General features: G+C 64.2%; 24 protein-coding genes and 1 tRNA gene. 10 read left to right on the forward strand and 15 right to left on the reverse strand.

Annotated elements, in window-relative coordinates:
- The first annotated feature begins 283 nt into the window (after positions 1–283).
- Entirely contained in the window at positions 284–1,585 is a 1,302-nt protein-coding gene (locus FGX59_RS04655) for a hypothetical protein (RefSeq protein ID WP_138465362.1), read from the forward strand.
- A 26-nt stretch (positions 1,586–1,611) separates the two neighbouring features.
- On the opposite strand, the gene FGX59_RS04660 is transcribed toward FGX59_RS04655, so the two are convergent.
- The 5 genes from FGX59_RS04660 to FGX59_RS04675 form a co-directional block, all read right to left on the reverse strand.
- Positions 1,612–2,439: a hypothetical protein gene (locus tag FGX59_RS04660; RefSeq protein WP_138465363.1), complete on the reverse strand. Its 828-nt coding sequence runs from the start codon at positions 2,437–2,439 to the stop codon at positions 1,612–1,614.
- A gap of 124 nt (positions 2,440–2,563) precedes the next feature.
- On the reverse strand, positions 2,564–2,734 hold the full coding sequence (locus FGX59_RS37465; RefSeq protein ID WP_171060512.1) for a hypothetical protein: 171 nt from the start codon (positions 2,732–2,734) through the stop codon (positions 2,564–2,566).
- 17 nt (positions 2,735–2,751) lie between these two features.
- Positions 2,752–3,216, reverse strand: coding sequence for a hypothetical protein (locus FGX59_RS04665; RefSeq protein ID WP_138465364.1), 465 nt, complete (start codon positions 3,214–3,216; stop codon positions 2,752–2,754).
- Positions 3,213–4,025: an AAA family ATPase gene (locus FGX59_RS04670; protein WP_138465365.1), complete on the reverse strand. Its 813-nt coding sequence runs from the start codon at positions 4,023–4,025 to the stop codon at positions 3,213–3,215. The genes FGX59_RS04665 and FGX59_RS04670 overlap by 4 nt, the downstream gene beginning before the upstream one ends.
- On the reverse strand, positions 4,025–4,594 hold the full coding sequence (locus FGX59_RS04675; RefSeq protein WP_138465366.1) for a hypothetical protein: 570 nt from the start codon (positions 4,592–4,594) through the stop codon (positions 4,025–4,027). Before FGX59_RS04675 ends, FGX59_RS04670 begins: the two co-directional genes overlap by 1 nt.
- Before the next feature lie 86 nt (positions 4,595–4,680).
- On the opposite strand from FGX59_RS04675, the gene FGX59_RS04680 reads away from it, so the two are divergent.
- Positions 4,681–4,881: a hypothetical protein gene (locus tag FGX59_RS04680; RefSeq protein WP_138465367.1), complete on the forward strand. Its 201-nt coding sequence runs from the start codon at positions 4,681–4,683 to the stop codon at positions 4,879–4,881.
- A 48-nt stretch (positions 4,882–4,929) separates the two neighbouring features.
- Entirely contained in the window at positions 4,930–6,906 is a 1,977-nt protein-coding gene (locus FGX59_RS04685) for a bifunctional DNA primase/polymerase (protein WP_138465368.1), read from the forward strand.
- On the opposite strand, the gene FGX59_RS04690 is transcribed toward FGX59_RS04685, so the two are convergent.
- Positions 6,861–7,346 (reverse strand): hypothetical protein, encoded by a 486-nt coding sequence (locus tag FGX59_RS04690; protein WP_138465369.1) that lies wholly within the window; start codon positions 7,344–7,346, stop codon positions 6,861–6,863. The two genes, FGX59_RS04685 and FGX59_RS04690, sit on opposite strands and share 46 nt — an antisense overlap.
- On the reverse strand, positions 7,343–7,939 hold the full coding sequence (locus FGX59_RS04695) for a hypothetical protein (protein WP_138465370.1): 597 nt from the start codon (positions 7,937–7,939) through the stop codon (positions 7,343–7,345). The genes FGX59_RS04690 and FGX59_RS04695 overlap by 4 nt, the downstream gene beginning before the upstream one ends.
- Positions 7,940–8,318: 379 nt before the next feature.
- Here FGX59_RS04695 and FGX59_RS04700 point away from each other — a divergent pair, with 379 nt between their 5' ends.
- Genes FGX59_RS04700 through FGX59_RS04720 form a run of 5 tightly spaced genes read left to right on the forward strand, consistent with a single transcriptional unit; the run spans position 8,319 to position 10,771 of the window.
- Positions 8,319–8,606, forward strand: a complete 288-nt coding sequence (locus tag FGX59_RS04700) for a hypothetical protein (RefSeq protein WP_138465371.1) — start codon at positions 8,319–8,321, stop codon at positions 8,604–8,606.
- Entirely contained in the window at positions 8,603–9,052 is a 450-nt protein-coding gene (locus FGX59_RS04705; protein WP_138465372.1) for a hypothetical protein, read from the forward strand. The genes FGX59_RS04700 and FGX59_RS04705 overlap by 4 nt, the downstream gene beginning before the upstream one ends.
- A 47-nt stretch (positions 9,053–9,099) precedes the next feature.
- Positions 9,100–9,825 carry a hypothetical protein gene (locus FGX59_RS04710; protein WP_138465373.1) on the forward strand — a complete coding sequence of 242 codons (726 nt, stop codon included), beginning with the start codon at positions 9,100–9,102 and terminating at the stop codon, positions 9,823–9,825.
- Positions 9,825–10,499: a glycoside hydrolase family protein gene (locus tag FGX59_RS04715; RefSeq protein WP_138465374.1), complete on the forward strand. Its 675-nt coding sequence runs from the start codon at positions 9,825–9,827 to the stop codon at positions 10,497–10,499. Before FGX59_RS04710 ends, FGX59_RS04715 begins: the two co-directional genes overlap by 1 nt.
- The gene (locus FGX59_RS04720) at positions 10,496–10,771 is read left to right on the forward strand and encodes a hypothetical protein (protein ID WP_138465375.1); all 276 of its coding nucleotides are present in this window, start codon (positions 10,496–10,498) and stop codon (positions 10,769–10,771) included. Before FGX59_RS04715 ends, FGX59_RS04720 begins: the two co-directional genes overlap by 4 nt.
- A gap of 56 nt (positions 10,772–10,827) precedes the next feature.
- On the opposite strand, the gene FGX59_RS04725 is transcribed toward FGX59_RS04720, so the two are convergent.
- The 6 genes from FGX59_RS04725 to FGX59_RS04750 all read right to left on the reverse strand — a co-directional run bounded on the left by FGX59_RS04725 (position 10,828) and on the right by FGX59_RS04750 (position 13,829).
- The gene (locus tag FGX59_RS04725; RefSeq protein ID WP_138465376.1) at positions 10,828–11,253 is read right to left on the reverse strand and encodes a hypothetical protein; all 426 of its coding nucleotides are present in this window, start codon (positions 11,251–11,253) and stop codon (positions 10,828–10,830) included.
- Between the two features lie 36 nt (positions 11,254–11,289).
- Positions 11,290–11,892: a hypothetical protein gene (locus FGX59_RS04730; RefSeq protein WP_138465377.1), complete on the reverse strand. Its 603-nt coding sequence runs from the start codon at positions 11,890–11,892 to the stop codon at positions 11,290–11,292.
- 326 nt (positions 11,893–12,218) lie between these two features.
- Positions 12,219–12,548 (reverse strand): hypothetical protein, encoded by a 330-nt coding sequence (locus FGX59_RS04735; protein WP_138465378.1) that lies wholly within the window; start codon positions 12,546–12,548, stop codon positions 12,219–12,221.
- A complete protein-coding gene (locus FGX59_RS04740) occupies positions 12,532–12,825 on the reverse strand; it encodes a hypothetical protein (RefSeq protein WP_138465379.1) in 294 nt (97 codons plus the stop codon). Before FGX59_RS04740 ends, FGX59_RS04735 begins: the two co-directional genes overlap by 17 nt.
- Positions 12,825–13,421 (reverse strand): hypothetical protein, encoded by a 597-nt coding sequence (locus FGX59_RS04745; protein WP_138465380.1) that lies wholly within the window; start codon positions 13,419–13,421, stop codon positions 12,825–12,827. Before FGX59_RS04745 ends, FGX59_RS04740 begins: the two co-directional genes overlap by 1 nt.
- 331 nt (positions 13,422–13,752) lie before the next feature.
- Positions 13,753–13,829 (reverse strand) — tRNA-Met (locus FGX59_RS04750).
- Between the two features lie 196 nt (positions 13,830–14,025).
- Between FGX59_RS04750 and FGX59_RS04755 the strand changes: the two genes are divergently transcribed.
- Together FGX59_RS04755 and FGX59_RS04760 are read left to right on the forward strand one after the other, a co-directional pair.
- Positions 14,026–14,475, forward strand: coding sequence for a universal stress protein (locus FGX59_RS04755; RefSeq protein ID WP_138465381.1), 450 nt, complete (start codon positions 14,026–14,028; stop codon positions 14,473–14,475).
- Entirely contained in the window at positions 14,472–16,130 is a 1,659-nt protein-coding gene (locus FGX59_RS04760; RefSeq protein WP_138465382.1) for a BCCT family transporter, read from the forward strand. Before FGX59_RS04755 ends, FGX59_RS04760 begins: the two co-directional genes overlap by 4 nt.
- A 31-nt stretch (positions 16,131–16,161) precedes the next feature.
- Here FGX59_RS04760 and FGX59_RS04765 read toward each other — a convergent pair whose 3' ends face one another.
- Together FGX59_RS04765 and uvrA are read right to left on the reverse strand one after the other, a co-directional pair.
- Positions 16,162–17,076 carry a patatin-like phospholipase family protein gene (locus FGX59_RS04765; RefSeq protein WP_138465383.1) on the reverse strand — a complete coding sequence of 305 codons (915 nt, stop codon included), beginning with the start codon at positions 17,074–17,076 and terminating at the stop codon, positions 16,162–16,164.
- Positions 17,077–17,079: 3 nt separating this feature from the next.
- Complete coding sequence (gene uvrA, locus FGX59_RS04770; RefSeq protein WP_138465384.1) at positions 17,080–19,956, reverse strand: excinuclease ABC subunit UvrA; 2,877 nt, start codon at positions 19,954–19,956, stop codon at positions 17,080–17,082.
- Positions 19,957–20,153 lie beyond the last annotated feature (197 nt).

Raw genomic sequence — 20,153 nt, forward strand, 5'->3', positions numbered from 1 at the left:
CATTGGAAATGGAAGCTTGGATTCCAGCGCTCTCCAAGTGGAACGGAAATGCGCCGACTAGACGTTAGCTTGGAGCATTGAGGGCGGCGCCAGCCCCGCAAAGATCAGAACAGATCCCAGAATGCACCGGGCCACCGATCGCCACCCAAACTACATCCTCCCGCGACGAAAAATAGACCTCTGAACATTTCGAGTTGCAGTATTGGAAATCTTCGGTCACCAATGAACATGCTGCCGCGCCAGAGCTGTGCTAGACTAACTCATCCTTTCAAGAGAGAAAATTGTGGCTGGATATCTCGAAGATCTGGACGAACTCATTCTAAAATGCCGAAATAGAAGCGCGAGAGAGTACATTCGTGAAGCCGTTGCGAGTTATCGCGCGGAAGCATACCGCTCATCCATTGTCTCGTGCTGGGTAGCGGTTTGCTATGACCTTATTGAAAAGCTCCGCGAACTTTCACTGGCAGGAGACAAGCAAGCAACTGACAAAATAGAGGTTTTGGATCGCATACACCGCACCAACGACTTACCGCAATCACTTAAATTCGAGAAGGAAATTTTGGAGTTTGCACGTGACAAGATTGAGATAATCTCCGCGATTGAATGCGAAGACTTGAAGCGGATACTTCAAGATCGTCATCGGTGCGCACATCCATCTCTTAATGCTGAAGGCGAACAGTATTCGCCCCCTGCGGAACTGGCGCGCCTACATATCCACTCGGCCGTAACACACCTTTTACAGCATGAACCTGCCCAGGGAAAATTTGCACTGGATCGCGTTCTTTCTCAGATCCAATCAGAATATTTTCCCAGCTCTCGGACTGATATACTTCGGACGTTTCAGAATGGTCCAATTCGCAGAGCGCGCCCGTCTTTGGTGCGAGCTCTAATTTCCGTTCTTTTGAAAGATCTTTTCTTAAAAGAGAACGAAACCCATGACCAGATGGTAAAGTTAGTAGCGTCACTGAACTCCATCAATACAATGCATCGCACTGTATATTCTGATAGGAGTGCGGAAATTCTTCCAGCAATCGTTTCACGGGTGTCAGATAAGGATTTGCACCGAGTGGCGTACAGAATATCAAAACTCAGTGACGGATGGGACTTCCTAGAAGTGATGCAGAAAAGCAGAATTCAAAGGTACGTGGAGAAAATTCCGACCGATCAATTTGTCATGATACCCTCTCTTCTGAGCTTTCCTCCACTTAACGCCTCCGCAACCAATAGAGTGAAATTTGCGGCCATTGATGATATTGAAGAGATATTCCCATTTTCCGTTCCGGAAGAAATCATAGATCGAACGATCAAGCTATATCATTCATCGCGAAATTATCATCAAGCAAATAGAATAGCGCGCACTCTCCAAGTTTTTTCCCTTTCATTCGGTGCCGATCATGTAGACTTATTGCTGTCGACGGCTAAAGAGAATGACCAAGTCACCGAAAGTTTCGAATTCCCCAACCTGCTCCTAGAAATAAAGAAGAATAAATCACAAGGCCTCAGGGACCTGGATCATCTACTTCGCGAAAACGGCCTGGAAAGATTCTGTGAATTAATTCAAGATGAAGAAAATCCTCAAGACTAGTTCCTGTTTCGACTTTTCGAATTCCGCTATCGCTCCTTAGCTTTGTAAACCCGCCACGCGCTGCACGCCTCGCCGGGCGCGGGCTGGTCGAACCGGGCACAGTGCCACCCGCCGCGCTCGGTCGGGCACGCGTGCGCGCAGGTCATGCATCTGGCCTCGACGCCCGCGCTGGCCCAGCACGCATCGCGCTTGAAGCAGCTTCGGCACCGCCAGTCGTCCACGCTCGCGGCGACCTTCTCGGCGTCGCCGTTCAGCGCACGCTCGATGCGCGAGCACTGCTCCGACCACACGAGCTGGTCGAACTCCACGATCTCGTCGTGGTAGCTGCTGTCATTCTTGCAGTAGGCGATGAAGTACGCGCGCCGGAAGCCGGACATGCCCATCATCATCTGCAACTGTTCGTAGTAGCCGGGATGGCTCTTCTGGATGCCGTGCTTGACGAACTTGTTCCAGCTCGCCTTGTTCATCGACTTCACTTCGAGGATCAGCACCTCCGCGCCGTCCCGGTCGTCCAGCGCAATTTGGCCATCCATGTGCGTCTTGATGTGCCCGCCGAGAAGCTCGTAAGTCCATTGCTGGCCGGTCTCGGGATCGCGGTCCCAAACCGTCATCTGCGCCTTGCGCTTGAGATCGGCCACGACAAGGGTTTCGATCCTGTGCCCGAGCTGGAATATCCGGGCGAGCCTGGGCTCGGGCGGCGTGTCGGGAAAGCCCCGAAGCGAATAGGCCAGATAGGCATCGCAGGGCGAGCCGATGCCCGAGGCCCCGATATATGCGCGTGCCTTGCGCTTGTCCTGATCTGCGAAGTAGCCCGCGTCGATCCGGTCCAGGACAAAGGTCGGCTCCATGGTCACGCGCTCGTTCCTTTCGAAAAAAGCGAGGAAGCGGCCCCGCTCAGGGGGGGACCATTCAGGGTCCGCTTCCTCTGGCCTGAACCAGCCGCTCGCGTCAGGCGCGGGAGGCGGCGGCAGGCCCAGGTCATCTCATGGTACTTTGGCGCGCGTGGTCCCGCTCAAGCTCGGCAATCCGGTAGGCCGCTGCCTCCTCGTCGCCGTCCTTGAGCGCATCCATCTTGCGCATCACGTCCAGCGCGAGACGGATGCTCGCAGGGTCATCGACCGACTGGATGTTCTGCTGGAAGGTGCCCATGAATGGCTCACGCGCGCTCAGAAAGGGATGTGGTCATCGAGCTTGCCGCGCCCGCCGCCACCGTCCTTGCTCGCATCGGCAGGCGCGAAGAAGCGCTTCACCTCGCGGGGCGTGATGCTCTTGCCTTCCTTGTTCGTGAAAGGCTTGCCGTTGCCGATGTAGATGCCCACGCGCAGGTCGTTGAGCGTGTCCACGGAGCCGGGCTTGTCGGGGTTTCGGTGGCCGCCGTGCAGCAGGAAAGCCTTGAGCTGGCGGCGCGCGATGTCCTGCGCCTGATCGCTCGGGTGCTTGATGTTGAAGCCCGTGGTGATCGAGCCCGATGCGTTCTTGAGCGTGACCACCAAGCGGCGGCCTCGGCCATCGGCCACGTCCTCGATCTTCGCGCCGCTCGACGTGACGATATGCTCGCCCAGCTCCAGCGGAGCGAAGTCATCGGGTTCCACATCGGTCAGGTCGAGGTCTTCAAATCCACTCCAGCTCATGCGTCTGCGCCTTCCGTTTCGGGGGTTTTCAGCTTGGTCGTGAACGCCGACCACTCTTCATCCGACATGCCCATGCGTTCGAGCAGGGACGTGATGTCGTCACATTTCTCGTAGGCGGCCACGCGCCCGCGCGGGTCGCGCACCTTGCCGTGCCAGCCGCTCACCTCGTCGGTGACGATGTACCGGCTCACGGTGGGCGGGCCGTCCTTGGACGGGTCCGTGCGGCGCACGCCGCAGAGCACGTGGTCGAAGATGCTCGGAAGCTGCTTCGCGACCTGCTTGCCCTTCACCATCGGCCAGTATTGCGCCTTGTCGTTGATGTCCGTGTCCTCGCGGGCGAGGCACGACACGTAGACATGCACGGGCAGATCGCGGACCCACTTGAGTGCGCCCATCATCACCCGCGCGTATTCGTTCCACATCGCGAAGCCGTTCTTCTCGTCGCGATACTTCTCTTCCAGCTCGTCGCCGAGCCGGTCGGCAAGCTCGGTCAGGCTGTCGATGGCGAGCCAGTTGTAGCCGTGCTTCTCCAGATAGCCGGGCTGGCCGATCTCGCGCATGATCCCCCGGAAGGAATACTCGCCCGTGTCCGGGTCTTCCTTTCCGTTCCAGCTCGTGAACGGCACGTAGTCGATGGACACATCTTCGACCGAGCGCAGGCCGCTCTCGCCGGAGATGATCAGGCCGCGCCCGTAGCGGGCCTGGAAGTGGCGGCACTGGTAGGTCTTGCCGAAGCCGTGGTGCGCGTAGAGCAGGACTTTGTGGCCCTTGGTCTCGGACGGGTCGTCGGTGGAGCGGATGCGCAGCATCAGGCAGTCCCTCCCGCAGTGGCGTCATCGGTGTGCGTGCGGTTGACGGTGATCTTGATCCCGCCCGAGCCGACCGAGCGTGCAGGCTCGAAGAGGCTGCGCACGTCGGGCTGCATTTCTTCGTAGAGGTCGCTGTCCACAGCGTACTTCTCGCGGATGAACGGCGGCATGGCCTCGGTGCTGCCGTAGTTCTCGGCCACAATCTCGCGCAGCTTGTCGCCGTCCCAGCGCACGCGCTCGCGCGCCTCGAAGCCGACCTCGTGCGTGCCGGTGTCGATGCTATGGGACGTGCCGGGCTTCTCGTCCCAGCCGGTGCCGCTGACGAAGGTGTGGAGCATCGCGCCGCTCAGGTCCTTGAGCTTGGCCTTGGTGGCCGCAAGCTCGTCTTCGAGCGTCTCCATCTGCCCGGCCATGTAGCCGAGCTTGGATTTCAGTTCCGCCGTCGCCTCGCTGTCGGGCATGATGGCGGGCGCGGGCTCAAAGGGGAGCGTGTCCGCCTCGGGAGCGGGGGCATCCTCGGCTTCGGAGCCGTCTTCCAGAATGGACCAGGGGTCTTTCAAGTCGCTCAAGGCCGCCTCCTTCTCCGGTGCTTGATTTGACACCTTTAGGTGTGCCACAAGTGCGACAGGCGCGTAAAGACCCCTTGGAGAAAAATATGCACGATGCCGTAAAGCTGAATGTCGCGCGCCTCATCGAAGATTGTGGAGGACCGCGGCAAGTGGCGATTATCACTGGAAAATCCAGGACCGCCCCTTATCGCTGGATCAAGACCGGATACCTCGCGGCTGAACACCTCGCCGCGATCAAGGCCGCCTGCCCCACGCTCGATCTCGATGCATACTTCGAGCCTGCCTGACACCTGAGGGACACCTAAGGAGACGGCCACAAGAGGGAGCTGGCGCGTATGGACCGGCTGGAAGCCGCGCTGCAATACTATGAGCGTGGATGGGCGATCATCCCCATTCACCCGGAGACGAAGAAGCCCACGGTCAAGTGGAAGGACTACCAGACAAGCCCGCCCACGGAGGAACAGCTCGAAGCGTGGTGGACCAAATGGCCCGACGCGGAGATGGCCATCATCACGGGGGCGGTCAGCGGCCTCGTCGTCGTGGACTGCGACAGCCCCGATGCCCTCGAAGCCGCACGCGCTCTCGGCTGGCACTCGCCGATCCAGGTCAGGACCAAGCGCGGGCGGCACTTCTACTTCGAGCACCCGCGCGACGGCGAATGGCGCGGACCCGCAGCAGGCTCGACCACGCGCGGCGTGCGCTGGCCCAAGGTGCCGGGGCTCGATTTCAGGGGCGACGGAAGCTACGCCCTGCTGCCCCCCTCGACCGGCTACGAATGGGACGTTCCATCCGGCCTGGCCGCCGAGGATGACGCGCCCATGTGGGAGGACTGGACGCCTCCCGTGGAGGAGCTGGCCCCCGGCGAGTTCGACCTTGGCGCACTCGACCTCACCGACCTCGAACCTTCCCAGCCCGGAGAGTACCTGACCGAATGGGAACGCACGCGCACCTACATCCGCGAGCACTTCCCCGAAACTGGCCTCGTCCCCACCGGCCAGGGGAACGGGCGGAACGAGCGCGTGATGCGCGCGGCCAGCGATGCGGTCATGGCCGGGTGCTTCGGCGAGCCCCTGCGCGTGCGCGTGCGCGCGTTCATGGACGAGTTCTTCGAAGACCACCTGGAGCCCGAGAAGTTCGAAGCCACCTGCCGGTCGATGGAGGAAGCCGAGCGGAGGAACCACCCCGAGCGCTTCGACGCCGATGGCAAGTACATCCCCCGCGAGGAGAGCGTGAGCCTGCCCGCGCCCGAGGCCAGCGAGGAGGAGGAGGAGGAGGAGGAGGAGGAGGAGCCCGCTCCCCAGCGCCTCATCCGCATGGAGGATCGCAAGGCCCTGCAAGAGCGGGCCGCGGCCACCACCTTCCTGATCGAGCCCTGGCTGCCGCCGCGCACCATCGTTCAGGTCTACGGCTATAGCGGCCATGGCAAGAGCCTCTTCGTGCAGCACGCGCTCGCCGCGCTTGCGTCGGGCCAGCCGACCTTCGGCCCCTTCGGGATCACGACGCCCGCGCGCGTGCTCTACCTGGACTTCGAGAACGGGATGGCCACGCTCGGCAGGCGGCTCGACGCGCTCTGGGCCGCGCACGGCGACACCGGGGACCGGCTCAACATCTGGACCCCGTTCCTCACGGGGGAGGCCGGGATCAACCTGCGTTCGGCGGACGGCCTGTCGAGGCTAAAGAAGCTGTGCAACGAGAACGAGCCCGATGTCGTGGTGATCGACACCATCCGCTCGGCCTTCCCCGGCTTGCAGGAGAATGCCTCCGAAGATTGGGCGCGCGTGAACCAGATCGCGCTTGCCCTGCGCAACGCGGGCGCGAGCGTGATCATGCTCCACCACGCGAACAAGCCGGGCGAGAGCGGCGTCGGGCGGGAGGCCGGGAACACCAACCAGCTCACCGTGCTGGAGACGCAGATCAGGGTGGCCCAGGTCTTCAAGTCGGAGGACGAGGCCAAGCTCAAGGCGGGCATCCACGACGAGACCTACCCCGAGCCGATCTGGCCGAGGCTGGAGGCCAAGACATCCGATCTGGGAAGGGGCTGGCGCTTGCTCATGGTCTGCGAGGTTCGCTACGGCAAGGTGCGCGAGTGGTCGGACAATCACGATCCGGTCCAGTGGATCGGCTACGCGGCCAACGACGACACCGGAGAACACCGTGTTGTGTCGTCGCTGTCCACGCGCCAGCGCGCCGTCCAGATGCACAGGGAGCGGGGGATCGAGCCGCACGAGATTGCAGCCTACCTCAACCGCCCCATGAGCGTGGTCAATCACTGGCTCGGGATCACCGAAGACAGGTCGAGCCCGTCCGAGTAGCAGTCCACCATGTCGAGCGTGGGCGCGTGCTCCATGGCCCAGAGCATCCCCTCGGCGAGCAGCCGCTCTTCCGCGGGGGTGCGGTGCCGCCCGGAGGGCGACAGCGCGCGCAGCTTCCGGCGGCTCCTGAACATGCTGGCCAGGGCGCCCTTGCGCCACGCATAGCGGTCCACCTCCATCCAGCCCGCGCCGTTGGCCTCGGCAAGCTTCTGCACCAGCTCGCGCCGCCAGAGCGTGTTGTCCGAGCGCTGGCTCTCCATCACCACGACCGTCTCCGCGCTCAGCAGGCGCGCCATGAGCGTGCGGATTTCGGCGGCAACCTCTTCCTGCGGCTCCGGCCCGGTGTGCTTCTTGATGGCGGGCATCTTGGCCCACGCGCCACCCGAAGGCAGGAAACCGCCACGGGCCGAGGTGCGGACGGACAGCCAGCGCACGCTCATGCCCGCAGCTCCGGGCCGGAATGCCCGCCCGGCGGGGCGAAGATGTCGCCGAAGAGTTCGCCCGGATCGAAGTTGGAGGAGGCACGGCACTGGAAGCCGTTGCCGAAGGTCAGGTGGTACGGCGTCATGCACTCGGTCCCGAAGTGATGCAGGGCCTCGCACACTGCACGCTCGCGCTTCTGTTGTTCGCGGTCGCGGGCCTCCTTGCTCGTGTAGCGCTTCTCGCCGCGCTGCTTGGCGGCGGCAGCCAGCCCGCGCTTGATCACGGGCACCACTTCGCTGGCGCGCAGCGCGGTTGTCCAGTTGAAGCGCGGAACCTCGCACCACAGATGACCGGTCGCCTCGATGCTGTCCTGCCAGCGGCCCCGCCGGTACATGTTCCAGATCACGGCCCTCTGCTGGTCGCCGCTCGGCGTCATGCGCAGGTCGGCGGTCTCCATCAGCCACAGGGACGGGCCGAGCTTGTCGTGCAGCGCGCGCAGGTAGGCGTGCCGCGCGTCCACGGGATCGTAGGGCATGAGCGGGCGGTGCCCGATCTCGGGATTGAAGAAGCCGCCGTTGGACGTGCAGCGCAGAGCGATGATGGGGGTCATTCCAGGTCCTTCCTTTGGTTCACGAAAGAAAGTTATTACTGGTTAACATTACACCGTTGGGTCCTTGGCCCTTGGCCTTTGCCCTTGGTCCTTGGTCCTTGGTCCTTGGCGCTTGCCTTGGTGCAGTCGCGGTCCCCGACGACGACCCCCCCCAGGGGGGAGGAGGCGGCCCGTCGCCTTGCGGTCTGGGCTTGCCCCCTTGCGGTCGGTCGGATAGGTCTTGGGCGGCTAGACGTTTGTGAAGACACCCAACGGTGTAATGTTAATCGCGCATTTCCAAAAAAATCAATCCCTTTTCGGTGTCTTTTCTTGATCTTTAGGTGTCACTCCGTATCACCTACATGCAGGAACCAAGGCAACATGTAGGGGTCACGACCCGATGCCACGCAAGATAGCGATCAGCCCCGAGGACACGCGCTGGCTCACTGCCGTTCATGCCACGGCCAGCTATGCCGACATGGCACGGCGCCTCAAGTGCCACCCCGATACGCTCAGGCGCATCCTGGTGCGCCTCGGCCTCCAGGAGTTCGAGGGCGCGAAGTACGCGCTCACCCCCAAGACACACGTGAAGATGTGGACGCGCGCCTGTCTTGGCTGCGGCGACCGCAAGCCCAGGCCCCGCAACCTCTACTTCTGCGACTGCTGCCGCGAGAGGCTCGACACATGAGCGTACCCCCCAAGCGCAAGCGCCTGAGCCCGCGAGGCTCCAAGCAGAAGGGCGACAAGTTCGAGCGAGAGCTGGCCGCCTACATCGCCGAAGCCACCGGCCTCCAGTGCGAGCGTGCGCCTCTCTCGGGCGGCGGTGTCGTTGGCCTCTTCGCTGGCGGCGCGGACCTCATCGGCACGCCCGGCATCCACGTCGAAGCCAAGCGCTGCGAAGCCTTCAAGTTCGAGAGCTGGCTGGCCCAATGCATGGCCTCGATCACCAAGCTCAATGCCCCCGAGGCTCCCGTCATCGTCGCCCGCAAGTCCCGCATGCCCATCGGCGAGGCGCGCGTGCAGCTTCCGCTCGATTTCTTCCTGACCCTCTACCGGGCTTGGCTCATCCAGGAGGGATACGTGCGTCCCGCCGATCATCGCCCCCAAGCAGGCGGACGACCGGCACCCCTCTGACGTGCTCCACTTGCTGCCAGAACGATGAGCCGAGGGCTGCGCCCCCCTTGCGGGGGCGCAGCCTGATCATCGACAGCGACATCGACAGCGACGAGGACGACGACATGCCAAAGGCCACGCTCATCCGCAGCGACGAAGACCTCTTCGACATCTCCCCCGGCACCACCGCAGAGGATCGCGACTTCGCGCGCGAGCTTGCGCCCATCGTCCGCATGCTCGAAGCGTGGGGCAAGACCACGCTCTCTGCCCCCGCTGCCACCCATGGCGGCATCTCGCCCTGCCCCTTCGCCGCCCAGGCCATGGCCTCCGGCAGCACGCGCGTCTACCGCGCCACCTCCCTTGGCCTCATCCCCGATCTGATCGCCACCGATCCGCCGCTCGACGACGAGTGCTACCTCATCGCGATCCCCCTCGACCTCTTCACCTTCGAGGACATCATCGGCACGCTCACCCTGTGCCGCCGAAACCACTTCGGCATCTGGACCGACATCTACCACCCGAGCGCCAAGCGCTGCGCAGACATCCCCGGCATCCAGGCTCTCGCCGATCTCGGCATCTGCATCATCAAGCTCACCCGCATGGCCGACATCCAGGCATCCGCCGAGCGCATCGCCAAGACTTGCCCCGGCTACTACCCCGAGGCCCACAAGCGCCGCACGCGCGTCGCCGCACGCGCCGCCCTCCTGCGCGCCTTCGCCCCCGCCATGGCCTCCGGCTTCGAGGCCCTCAACGACGCCGCCCTGACGGCCTACTCCGACGACGAGATGATGTGATGGCCTCCACCCCCATGACCCCCATGGAGCAGCGCCTCCTCGACGCAATCGCGGGCTCGGAGAGCCCCGGCTACGACGCCATGTACGGCGGCGCCCGCTTCACCGATTTCTCGGACCACCCCCGGCAGTTCTTCGACATCGCCAACGGCCCCAACACCGGGCAGCGCACCTCCGCCGCCGGGCGCTACCAGTTCCTTTCCTCCACCTGGGACGCCATCGCGCCGCGCGCGGGCGTCACCGACTTCTCGCCGCGCTCGCAGGACGCTGCCGCCATCACGCTCGCCCGCGACGACTACCGCCGCCGCACGGGCCGCGACCTCACCGCCGACCTCGAAGACCCCTCGCCCTCGAACCTGCTGCGCGTGGCCAATTCCCTGTCCGGCACGTGGACCTCCCTGCCCGGCGGCATCGAGCCCAACGACGCAACCGCGGGCTTCCTCGCCCGCATGGGCACGGACGCAGCGCCCGGCACCGCAACCGCCCAGGCCGACGACGCCTACAACCAGATCGCCTCTTCCATGCTTCGCGAACTTGCCGCGGCAAGCTCACCTGCTGGCAACCAGGAGAACCCCGCCGCCGACCAGGACGAAGCCGCGAACCAGGAGCCCACGCTCACCTTCGCCCCGACCGTCATCTCCGCGCTCACCGGCTCCAGCGGCGGAGGCTGGCTATGACCGCGCATCTCCGCCTGCTCAAGCGCGAGAGCTATGCCATTCTCCATTCCACGCTCGCCGCAATCCACATCCCCGACCGCACGATCCACTACCTCATGCACACCACGCTCTCATGGTCTCTGCGCGCCATCGCACGCGCAGCCAAGGTCGAGCCCTCCACGATCCTCCGCCAAGTCCGTTCGGTCACGAACCAGCGCGATCAGGATCCTCTGTTCGACGCCGCGCTGGCCTCGACCGAAGCCAAGCTCAACCGCGCCCTGCCCGCAAAATAGAGCGGGGCGGGAATGTCATCCCGCCCCGCCCCGCAGCCGTTTGCCGGTCCCGGCTGCTATCCGTCCTGGTTTTCTGCAAGCGCTCCCTTCACGCTCTGGAAGACATGAAAGAGCCATTCGGCCACGTCGCTCGGCTCATTCGGCCAGCAGAGCGGCACCCACTGCTCCGCGTCCAAGCGCCGGATCACGACCCACCGCTCGCGCCCGAACTTGCGGCTGTGATACCGATGCAGCTCAAGCTCGGTCTTCTCTTGCAGGAAAATCACCCCGAAGGCCGCCAGCGACCTATGGTTCGGCGGAACATCCAGGGCCTCTTGATCCAGCCTCTCCAGGCCGAACACGCCATTCGTCTGGCGGCCCACGTAGTGGAGCATCTCGCTGACAAGCTCGGCATCTTCCGGGTACTGCTCCGCCTCAAGCTCGTCGCAGTGCCGTTGATGTTCTTCCTCGCCTTCGAGGTCTTCACGCTTAGGTTTCATCATCACCCCTCGCGCACCCGACGCAAGGGTGCGCTCTTTTCAGTACACATGCATGCTCTCGGGCACCGGCATTCCATTCGCCGACACGCCAAGACCAAGCTCTTCCTCAAGCACCGCCACCTTCTTGCGCTCTCCACCCAACGCGCGTTCCAGTTCTGCGATCCTCGCGTCCTTCACGAGCACGAGCTGTTTCACCATGCCCGCGTTGAACACTTTTGCCGGAGCACGCTCACGTTTGCGCTCCTCATCAACAACAAAACCAATACGCTCCAGCTCTTCCATCTTGGCCGCCAATTCATCGGCCCGCCTGTCCGCCGCCTCTTCCGCGGCCTTGGCATCTTCAAGCTGGTCTTCGAGCAACGCCGCTTTCCGCCGCAGCTCTTCTTCCTTCATGCGCAGCGCGTTTTCCTGCTGCGCCAGTCGCGTTTTGGCGACCGCTAATTCACTCTCAAGAACTACCTTCGGTGTCTTCCCCGAAACTGAATCTTCGGGAGGGCAATTGTCTTTCTGCTTCTTCCCAATTTTCAATCCGAGCTTCGCCCTATCTTTCCTCGGAGGGCTCGCATCCGGTTTCGCGCAGACTTGTCCCTCTATGGCAATCCCTGCTGTTGCCAGCATCTTGCCTATCGTGCTCTGGCTCACGCGGAATTTATTCGCCCACCTGAGACACCATCCACCATCAACGATCTTTTTCGGACCAGCGGCCTTTCGGGCAGCCGACAAAAGCTGCATTGCCTCTTCAGTTGTTATCGAATACCGCGAACGGACATTCTGATCTCGGTGTGTTCTGAGATCGCGTAAGCCACTTTCGGAACGTGCCATTGAACCCCCAAAGTAATATGTCCTTCTCCCGCACATATACGCTTATATGTCCAACGCTGGGTGTCAAGGTGTGTTCTAAAGTTTGCCACGCGCGGTATGGAATGACCTCTGTGAAACTTCGCCGACCGAAGCCAATTCGGATCATGCTACCTCTGCTGCCGCCTTCTGTTTTCCGCCAGAAACCGGATACTTATCATCTTCGGAATGCCGATCACTGTTACGCAAACAGTCCCGCGCATGATGAAAACATGCCCGCCAGATAGTATGTAGTCGCTGGCCTTCCCCGCCTGATGATGCGGTCGTTGCCAATAGGCATCGCACATTCGCCGGAGCGAATCGGACATTTCCGAGCGCCACATCCCGGTCGTGACGGCGCGCCGAAACGTTCGATCCCCCGCGCGCTTGTTCAGGCCCATGCGCTGCACCATGCGCTTGCGCGCATGGTGCGTCAGCCGGAACTCAGACGGCTCCGCCATCGTCCTCTTCCGGTCCCAGCAGCTCTTCGAGCCGCGCACTCACGTTCTGGCCGTACTGGATGCATTCATTCCAGACTGCGAGGGCCTTGTCCTCATCCCGGCCAAGGCCGACCTTGAGCCCGCTGAGCGTGCCCGCGAAGAACGCGCTCTCGACGCTGGCGAGCATCCAGGGCGGCAGCTCCCCGGGCTCCTCCACGCCGAAGCATGCGCACGAGAACGCGCTCATTTCCTCGGCAACGCTGCGCGTCGGGTCGGGCTTCCAGCTACGTGCCTCCATCAGTGCACGCTCCCGCCCTTGCCGCTGCGCTTCTCCGCAAGCGCGTACTGCCGGACAAGGTACTGCTGCGCCTCTTCCGCGCTCGGCCAGATGTCCGCAATGAACTGTGCCATGACCCCCGGCCTCGTCCCGGCCAGCCCTCCGGCATGCACCGCCGCCAGCGTGAGCATCGCCCACATCTCCTGGCGGTCCTCCGTCACCTCGCTCATCGCCTGTATGGCCCCGAGCGCGCGCTTGTCGAGCATGTCGAGCCGGATGTTCACCATGTCCATCCGCTCGCCGTCCAGGAGGCTCTCCCGCACCACGGCATCGACCTCGGCCAGCTTCGCCACCATGGCCTCATCGCTGGTCACGGTGATCACTCTCGTCTTGCGGCCATCGACGACGACCATCTCGTCGCGATCCTCATCGCCGACCTGAACGGTGATCACGGTGTCATCCAGCATCATCGTCACCTTGCGATGGCCTTCGGCAGCCATGCTAAGCAACTCGTCCCGGCTGACATGCGTGGTCTTAGTTACCCCATGCACCTTGCCGCACTTCTTGCACGGCTCGCGCCCACTCTCTCCCATGGCAATCTCCTCGATTCTGGCCACCGGACAGTCCGGCGTCCTGATCGACACCTTAAGGTGTGTCTTACATTTCAGACAAGGAAAAATACCTCCGCAAACGGGCAAATTTGCCCACGTCGGTTCCGGCTGACCTCTTCGACCTGATTCCAGGGGGCGAATCCGGGCGAAAAATTTGCCCATTCCCGTGGGCAAATTTGCCCACGACTTGCCCAAATTGAGGGGCATCCGCCCCTATTGCCACCTAAAGAGTTCCAACAAACACCCAATACAGGAGACGCCGTTCGGGTGTGATTTGCATAAACGAAAGGCGGCCCGTGGGCCGCCTAGTCATTGATCTCAAAGGAGATTGGATATTTGGTAGCGGAGGAGGGACTTGAACCCCCGACACGCGGATTATGATTCCGCTGCTCTAACCAACTGAGCTACTCCGCCAGAGAGTGGGCGCCAGATATTGTGAGCGGGCGGATGCGTCAAGAGAAAAATCCCGCAGAGGCGCGAAAAACCGCCCTGCCCCGCTCCGGCTGCCCCCGGCGGAGCGGCGCTTGCGCGAAAATTTGATGAACTGGCCATCTTGCCCTACACATTAGGTATCCCGGGCGCGCGACCCGGGACAGCAACAGGAAGAAAGATGTTCAACAAAATCATGGTGCCAGTGGATCTGGCACACACGCCCAGCTTGTCGCGCAGCCTCGAGCTCGCCGCACAGCTGGCGCGGCAGAACGGAGCGACCGTATGGTATGTCGGCATCACCGCCGATACGCCGGGCAAGCTGGGGCACACCCCCGCCGAATATGCCGAGCGTCTCGATGCCTTCACCGCCTCGCAGGTCGAGACCCATGGCCATGACGCCGCCAGCACCGCCTATGTCGCCAACGACCCCGCCATCGACCTGACCTCGGTGCTGCTGCGCGCCGCAACCGAGATCGAGGCAGACCTGATCGTCATGGCCACACACGGCCCGGGCGTCACCGACCGGCTCTGGCCGTCCCACGGCGAAGCCATCGCCCGCAGATTCCCCGGCTCCGTCTTCCTCGTCCGCCAGGACCCCATCCACCCTGACGAAAGGATCGCCACGTGAGCGACAACCCCGATCCCTCCCTCTCCGCCGATACCGGCATCCCCGAGCCCGAGGGCGTCAGCGACCTGATCGAGACCGATTACGAGATCGGCCAGGACAACCTGGAAGGCTCGCTCGGCCCGATCGGCTTCGACATCCACAATCCGGTCTTCGCGGTCTCGGGCCTCGCCATCGTCGCCTTCGTCTTCTACACGCTCGCCCTTCCCGACCAGGCGGGCGCGCTGTTCTCGGCGATGTTCGACTTCGTCACCAAGGGCTTCGACTGGTTCTTCCTCGGCGCGGCGAATATCTTCGTGCTGTTCTGCCTCCTGCTGATCGTCTCGCCGATGGGCAAGATCCGGCTGGGCGGCTCCGAGGCGACGCCGGACTACACCTATCTGGGCTGGTTCGCGATGCTCTTCGCCGCGGGGATGGGCATCGGGCTCGTCTTCTACGGCGTGGCCGAGCCGATGAGCCATTTCTCCTCCTCGCTGGGCGGCGTCACCGTGGGCGAGAACGGCGTGCGCACCGACTGGGCGCCGCTGGGCGGGGCCGAGGGCGACGAGGCCGCGGCGATCCGGCTGGGCATGGCGGCGACGATCTTCCACTGGGGGCTGCACCCCTGGGCGATCTACGCCATCGTGGCGCTGGCGCTGGCGCTGTTCTCCTACAACAAGGGCCTGCCGCTGACCGTGCGCTCGGCCTTCTACCCGATCCTGGGCGAGCGCGTCTGGGGCTGGCCGGGCCATGTCATCGACATCCTGGCGGTCTTCGCGACGCTCTTCGGACTGGCGACCTCGCTGGGCTTCGGCGCGACCCAGGCCAATGCCGGGCTGAACGAGCTCTTCGGCATCCCGATCGGCGACACGACCGAGGTGATCCTGATCACCGTCATCACGGCGATCGCGCTGGTCTCGGTGCTGCGCGGCCTCGATGGCGGGGTGAAGGTGCTTTCCGAGATCAACATGGCGCTGGCGCTGGTGCTGCTGGTCTTCGTGCTGCTGGCGGGCTCGACCGTGGCGGTGCTGACCGGGTTCTTCGACTATCTCTGGGCCTATATCGAGTACCTGCCGGCGCTGTCGAACCCGATCGGGCGCGAGGACGTGAACTTCATGCAGGGCTGGACCTCGTTCTACTGGGCCTGGTGGATCTCCTGGTCGCCGTTCGTCGGCATGTTCATCGCCCGCGTCAGCCGCGGCCGCACGGTGCGCGAGTTCATGATCTGCGTGCTCCTGATCCCGTCGCTGGTCTGCGTGCTGTGGATGTCGGTCTTCGGCGGCGTGGCGATCCAGCAGGTGGTCCAGGACGGCTACACGGCCGCGCAGGATGCCGATCTGCCGCTGAAGCTCTTCAAGATGCTCGACGAGCTGCCGCTTACCGGCATCACCTCGCTGGTCGGCATCGTGCTGGTGATCGTGTTCTTCGTCACCTCCTCGGACTCGGGCTCGCTGGTGATCGACACGATCACCGCGGGCGGCAAGGTCGATGCGCCGGTGCCGCAGCGGGTCTTCTGGGCGATCTTCGAGGGCGCCGTGGCCATCGTGCTGCTGCTCTCGGCCGGCGGGCTCGGCTCGCTGCAGTCGATGGTGATCTCGACCGGCCTGCCCTTCACCGTCGTGCTCCTGGTGATGTGCGTCGCGATCTGGAAGGGCCTCGCCTCCGAGCGCAAGGCCTGATCCCCTGCAGGGGGCGCTCCGGCGCCCCCTCTCACAGCCCGGCCAGGGCGCCGATCTCGTCGGCGCTGGCCATGACCGCCCGGTGCCCGGCCTCGATCGCCTCGGCGGCCTTCTCGAATTCCAGGATGCTCAGGTCGCGCAGCGGCACTTCGAGCATCAGGTCGGGCGGCGAGGCCGCCAGCCGCATCCGCATCACCGCCGAGGACACGATGTCGACCGAGGCCCAGATGACATCCATGTAATGCGGCGGCACGGCCGCGGGCGGCGCAGGCTCGGGCGCGGCCAGCCAGCTGCCCAGCCCCACCGCCTGGCTGCCCGCGCGCAGATGCGCCATCAGCGGGCCGGTCAGCCCGGCCGAGGGCGCAGGCGGCGTCCAGAAGCCCGCCGGGCCGAAGCCGTTGGGATCGACCGCCAGGACCGGACCGCTGCCGAGCGCGCGGCAGCCCATCACCGGCACCGGATCGGAAAGCGCCCCGTCGACCAGCCACTTGCCGCCATGATGCACCGGGGTCAGCACGCCCGGGATCGAGACCGAGGCGCGGATCGCCGGGCGGATCTCCCCGCGGGAGAACCACACCTCGCGCCCGGTCTGCAGGTCGGTGGCGACCGCGCCGAAGGGGCAGCCAAGCTCTTCGATCGCCAGCGGGATCCCGAGCTCGTCCAGCAGCCGCGGGATCTCGTTTCCCGCGACGAAGCCGCCGCCCGAAAGGCGCAGGTCGATATAGCCCAGGAATTTCGTGCGGGTCAGGCTGCGCGCCCAGTCCTCCAGCGCATCGAGCCGGCCCGCCGCCCAGGCGGCGCCGACCAGCGCGCCCATCGAGGAGCCGGAGACCCGGTCGACCGAGATCCCCAGCTCGTCGAGCGCGCGGAACACGCCGACATGGCAGAATCCCCGCGCCCCGCCCATGCCGAGGGCGAGGCCGACGGGCACCGGCGCGGCGGCCATCGGCTACTCGGCCGCGACCCGGCGCGGCTTCAGCATGTCGCGCAGATAGCGCCCGGTATGGCTGCCCTCGACCGCGGCGACCTCCTCGGGGGTCCCCGCCGCCACCACCGTGCCGCCGCCGTCGCCGCCTTCGGGACCGATATCGATGATCCAGTCGGCGGTCTTGATGACGTCGAGATTATGCTCGATCACCACGACGGTATTGCCCTGCTCCACCAGCTCGTGCAGCACCTCGAGAAGCTTCCTCACATCCTCGAAATGCAGCCCCGTGGTCGGCTCGTCGAGGATGTAGAGCGTCCGGCCCGTCGATCGCTTCGACAGCTCCTTCGACAGCTTCACCCGCTGCGCCTCGCCGCCCGAGAGCGTCGTTGCCTGCTGGCCGACCTTGATGTAGCCGAGCCCGACCTGCACCAGCGCGTCCATCTTCTCGCGGATCGAGGGCACCGCCTTGAAGAAGACCTGCGCATCCTCGACCGTCATGTCCAGAACGTCGGCGATCGACTTGCCCTTGAACTCGACCTCCAGCGTCTCGCGGTTGTAGCGCTTGCCGTGGCAGGTCTCGCAGGTGACGTAGACATCGGGCAGGAAGTGCATCTCGATCTTGATGACGCCGTCGCCCTGGCAGGCCTCGCAGCGGCCGCCCTTGACGTTGAAGCTGAAGCGGCCGGGCTTGTAGCCGCGGGTCTTGGCCTCGGGCAGCCCGGCGAACCAGTCGCGGATCGGGGTGAAGGCGCCGGTATAGGTCGCGGGGTTCGAGCGCGGGGTCCGCCCGATCGGGCGCTGGTCGATGTCGATGACCTTGTCGAGATGCTCGAAGCCCCTGATCGTCTCGCAGGGGCTCGGGGTCTCGCGCGCGCCGTTTAGCTTCATCGCCGCGTTCTTGTAGAGCGTCTCGATCGTCAGGGTCGACTTGCCGCCGCCCGAGACGCCGGTGACGCAGACGAACTTGCCCAGCGGGAACTCGGCCGTCACGTCCTTGAGGTTGTTGCCCGAGGCCTTGACCACGGTCAGCGTCTTGCCGTTGCCCTTGCGCCGCTCGGCGGGCACGGCGATCTCGCGGCGCCCGGCCAGGTAGTCGCCGGTGACGCTGTCGGGATTGGCCATGATCTCCGCCGGGGTGCCGGAGGCGATCACCTGGCCGCCATGGACCCCCGCGCCCGGCCCGATGTCGAGCACATAGTCGGCATGGCGGATCGCGTCCTCGTCATGCTCCACCACGATCACGGTATTGCCCTGGTCGCGCAGGTTCTTCAGCGTCGTCAGCAGCCGGTCATTGTCGCGCTGGTGCAGGCCGATCGAGGGCTCGTCGAGCACGTAGAGCACGCCGGTCAGCCCCGAGCCGATCTGGCTGGCCAGGCGGATCCGCTGGCTCTCGCCGCCTGACAGCGTGCCGGCATTGCGCGACATGGTCAGGTATTCGAGGCCCACGTTGTTGAGGAAGCCCAGCCGCTCGCGGATCTCCTTGAGGATGGCGCGGGCGATCTCGTTCTTCTGCTTCGACAGTGCCTCGGGGACGGTGCCGATCCAGGCATAGGCGTCCTTGATCGACATCTCGACCACCTGGCCGACATGCAGCCCGCCGATCTTCACTGCCAGCGCCTCTTCGCGCAGCCGGTAGCCGCCGCAGGCGCCGCAGGGGCGGTTGTTCTGGTAGCGCTCGAACTCCTCGCGCACCCAGTTGCTGTCGGTCTCGCGGTAGCGCCGCTCCATGTTGGGGATGACGCCCTCGAAGACGCGCTCCACCTGGTAGACGCGGCCGCCCTCGTCGTAGCGGAAGGGGATCTCCTCGTTGCCGGAGCCGTAGAGGAAGATCTGCTGGACATGCTTCGGCAGCTTCTTCCAGGGCGCCTTCTTGTCGAATTCGTAGTGCTTGGCGATCGAGTCGATGGTCTGCAGGAAATAGGGCGACTTGCCCTTGCGCCAGGGCGCCAGCGCGCCGTCGGCAAGCTTCAGCGTCTGGTCGGGCACGATGAGCCGCTCGTCGAAGAACAGCTCCACCCCCAGCCCGTCGCATTCCGGGCAGGCGCCGAAGGGCGCGTTGAAGGAGAAGAGCCGCGGCTCGATCTCGGGAATGGTGAAACCCGAGACCGGACAGGCGAAGTTCTCGGAAAAGGTGATGCGCTCGGGATCGGGGGCGCTGCCCTCGTCATCGGCGCGCGGCGCGGTTTCCAGGATGGCGATGCCCTGCGCCAGATCGAGCGCGGTGCGCAGGCTGTCGGCCAGGCGCGTCTCCATGCCTTCGCGCACGACGATGCGGTCGACCACGACGTCGATGTCATGGCGGAATTTCTTGTCGAGCTTCGGCGGCTCGTCGAGTTCGTAGAAGGTGCCGTCGACCTTGACCCGCTGGAAGCCCTGCTTCCTCAGCTCCAGCATCTCCTTGCGGTACTCGCCCTTGCGGTCGCGCACGATAGGCGCCAGCAGGTAGCCGCGGGTGCCCTCCTCCATCTCCATGATCCGGTCGACCATGTCCTGCACCTGCTGCGCCTCGATCGGCAGGCCGGTCGCCGGGCTGAAGGGCGTGCCCGCGCGGGCGAAAAGCAGCCGCAGGTAGTCGTAGATCTCGGTGACGGTGCCGACGGTGGAGCGCGGGTTCTTCGAGGTGGTCTTCTGCTCGATGGAGATCGCGGGCGAGAGGCCCGAGATATGGTCGACATCGGGCTTTTCCATCATGTCGAGGAACTGCCTGGCATAGGCCGAGAGGCTCTCGACATAGCGGCGCTGGCCCTCGGCATAGATCGTGTCGAAGGCGAGGCTCGACTTGCCCGAGCCCGACAGGCCGGTAATCACCACCAGCTCGTCGCGGGGGATGTCCACGTCGATGCCCTTGAGGTTGTGCTCCCGCGCCCCCCGGACCTCGATCTTCTTCAACTCGGCCATGACACACCTCCGGCTTCAACCTGGCTAAGATAGGCGTGTTGCGCCGAGTCTCCAATGGGAAATTGTGAACGAAAAGCGAACAAAATCGCTCTGCTGTCATGTCCTGGCGTTTTCCGCCGCCCGGCGATGCCGCAGGGCAGCGGGAGTTCCGTCCGGTCCGCTCGGGCTGGCCCGTTCAAGCCAGTCCGTTCAGGCAA

Origin of the sequence: Poseidonocella sp. HB161398, from assembly GCF_005870025.1 — a bacterium.
Taxonomy (GTDB): Bacteria; Pseudomonadota; Alphaproteobacteria; order Rhodobacterales; family Rhodobacteraceae; genus Mangrovicoccus.

Excerpts from the sequence above, each read along its gene's own strand:
- FGX59_RS37465 (WP_171060512.1), bottom strand. The coding sequence starts at position 2,734 with ATGGGCACCTTCCAGCAGAACATCCAGTCGGTCGATGACCCTGCGAGC.
- FGX59_RS04665 (WP_138465364.1), bottom strand. The coding sequence starts at position 3,216 with ATGAGCTGGAGTGGATTTGAAGACCTCGACCTGACCGATGTGGAACCC.
- FGX59_RS04670 (WP_138465365.1), bottom strand. The coding sequence starts at position 4,025 with ATGCTGCGCATCCGCTCCACCGACGACCCGTCCGAGACCAAGGGCCAC.
- FGX59_RS04680 (WP_138465367.1), top strand. The coding sequence starts at position 4,681 with ATGCACGATGCCGTAAAGCTGAATGTCGCGCGCCTCATCGAAGATTGT.
- FGX59_RS04685 (WP_138465368.1), top strand. The coding sequence starts at position 4,930 with ATGGACCGGCTGGAAGCCGCGCTGCAATACTATGAGCGTGGATGGGCG.
- FGX59_RS04690 (WP_138465369.1), bottom strand. The coding sequence starts at position 7,346 with ATGAGCGTGCGCTGGCTGTCCGTCCGCACCTCGGCCCGTGGCGGTTTC.
- FGX59_RS04695 (WP_138465370.1), bottom strand. The coding sequence starts at position 7,939 with ATGACCCCCATCATCGCTCTGCGCTGCACGTCCAACGGCGGCTTCTTC.
- FGX59_RS04700 (WP_138465371.1), top strand. The coding sequence starts at position 8,319 with ATGCCACGCAAGATAGCGATCAGCCCCGAGGACACGCGCTGGCTCACT.
- FGX59_RS04705 (WP_138465372.1), top strand. The coding sequence starts at position 8,603 with ATGAGCGTACCCCCCAAGCGCAAGCGCCTGAGCCCGCGAGGCTCCAAG.
- FGX59_RS04715 (WP_138465374.1), top strand. The coding sequence starts at position 9,825 with ATGGCCTCCACCCCCATGACCCCCATGGAGCAGCGCCTCCTCGACGCA.
- FGX59_RS04720 (WP_138465375.1), top strand. The coding sequence starts at position 10,496 with ATGACCGCGCATCTCCGCCTGCTCAAGCGCGAGAGCTATGCCATTCTC.
- FGX59_RS04725 (WP_138465376.1), bottom strand. The coding sequence starts at position 11,253 with ATGATGAAACCTAAGCGTGAAGACCTCGAAGGCGAGGAAGAACATCAA.
- FGX59_RS04735 (WP_138465378.1), bottom strand. The coding sequence starts at position 12,548 with ATGGCGGAGCCGTCTGAGTTCCGGCTGACGCACCATGCGCGCAAGCGC.
- FGX59_RS04740 (WP_138465379.1), bottom strand. The coding sequence starts at position 12,825 with ATGGAGGCACGTAGCTGGAAGCCCGACCCGACGCGCAGCGTTGCCGAG.
- FGX59_RS04755 (WP_138465381.1), top strand. The coding sequence starts at position 14,026 with ATGTTCAACAAAATCATGGTGCCAGTGGATCTGGCACACACGCCCAGC.
- FGX59_RS04765 (WP_138465383.1), bottom strand. The coding sequence starts at position 17,076 with ATGGCCGCCGCGCCGGTGCCCGTCGGCCTCGCCCTCGGCATGGGCGGG.
- uvrA (WP_138465384.1), bottom strand. The coding sequence starts at position 19,956 with ATGGCCGAGTTGAAGAAGATCGAGGTCCGGGGGGCGCGGGAGCACAAC.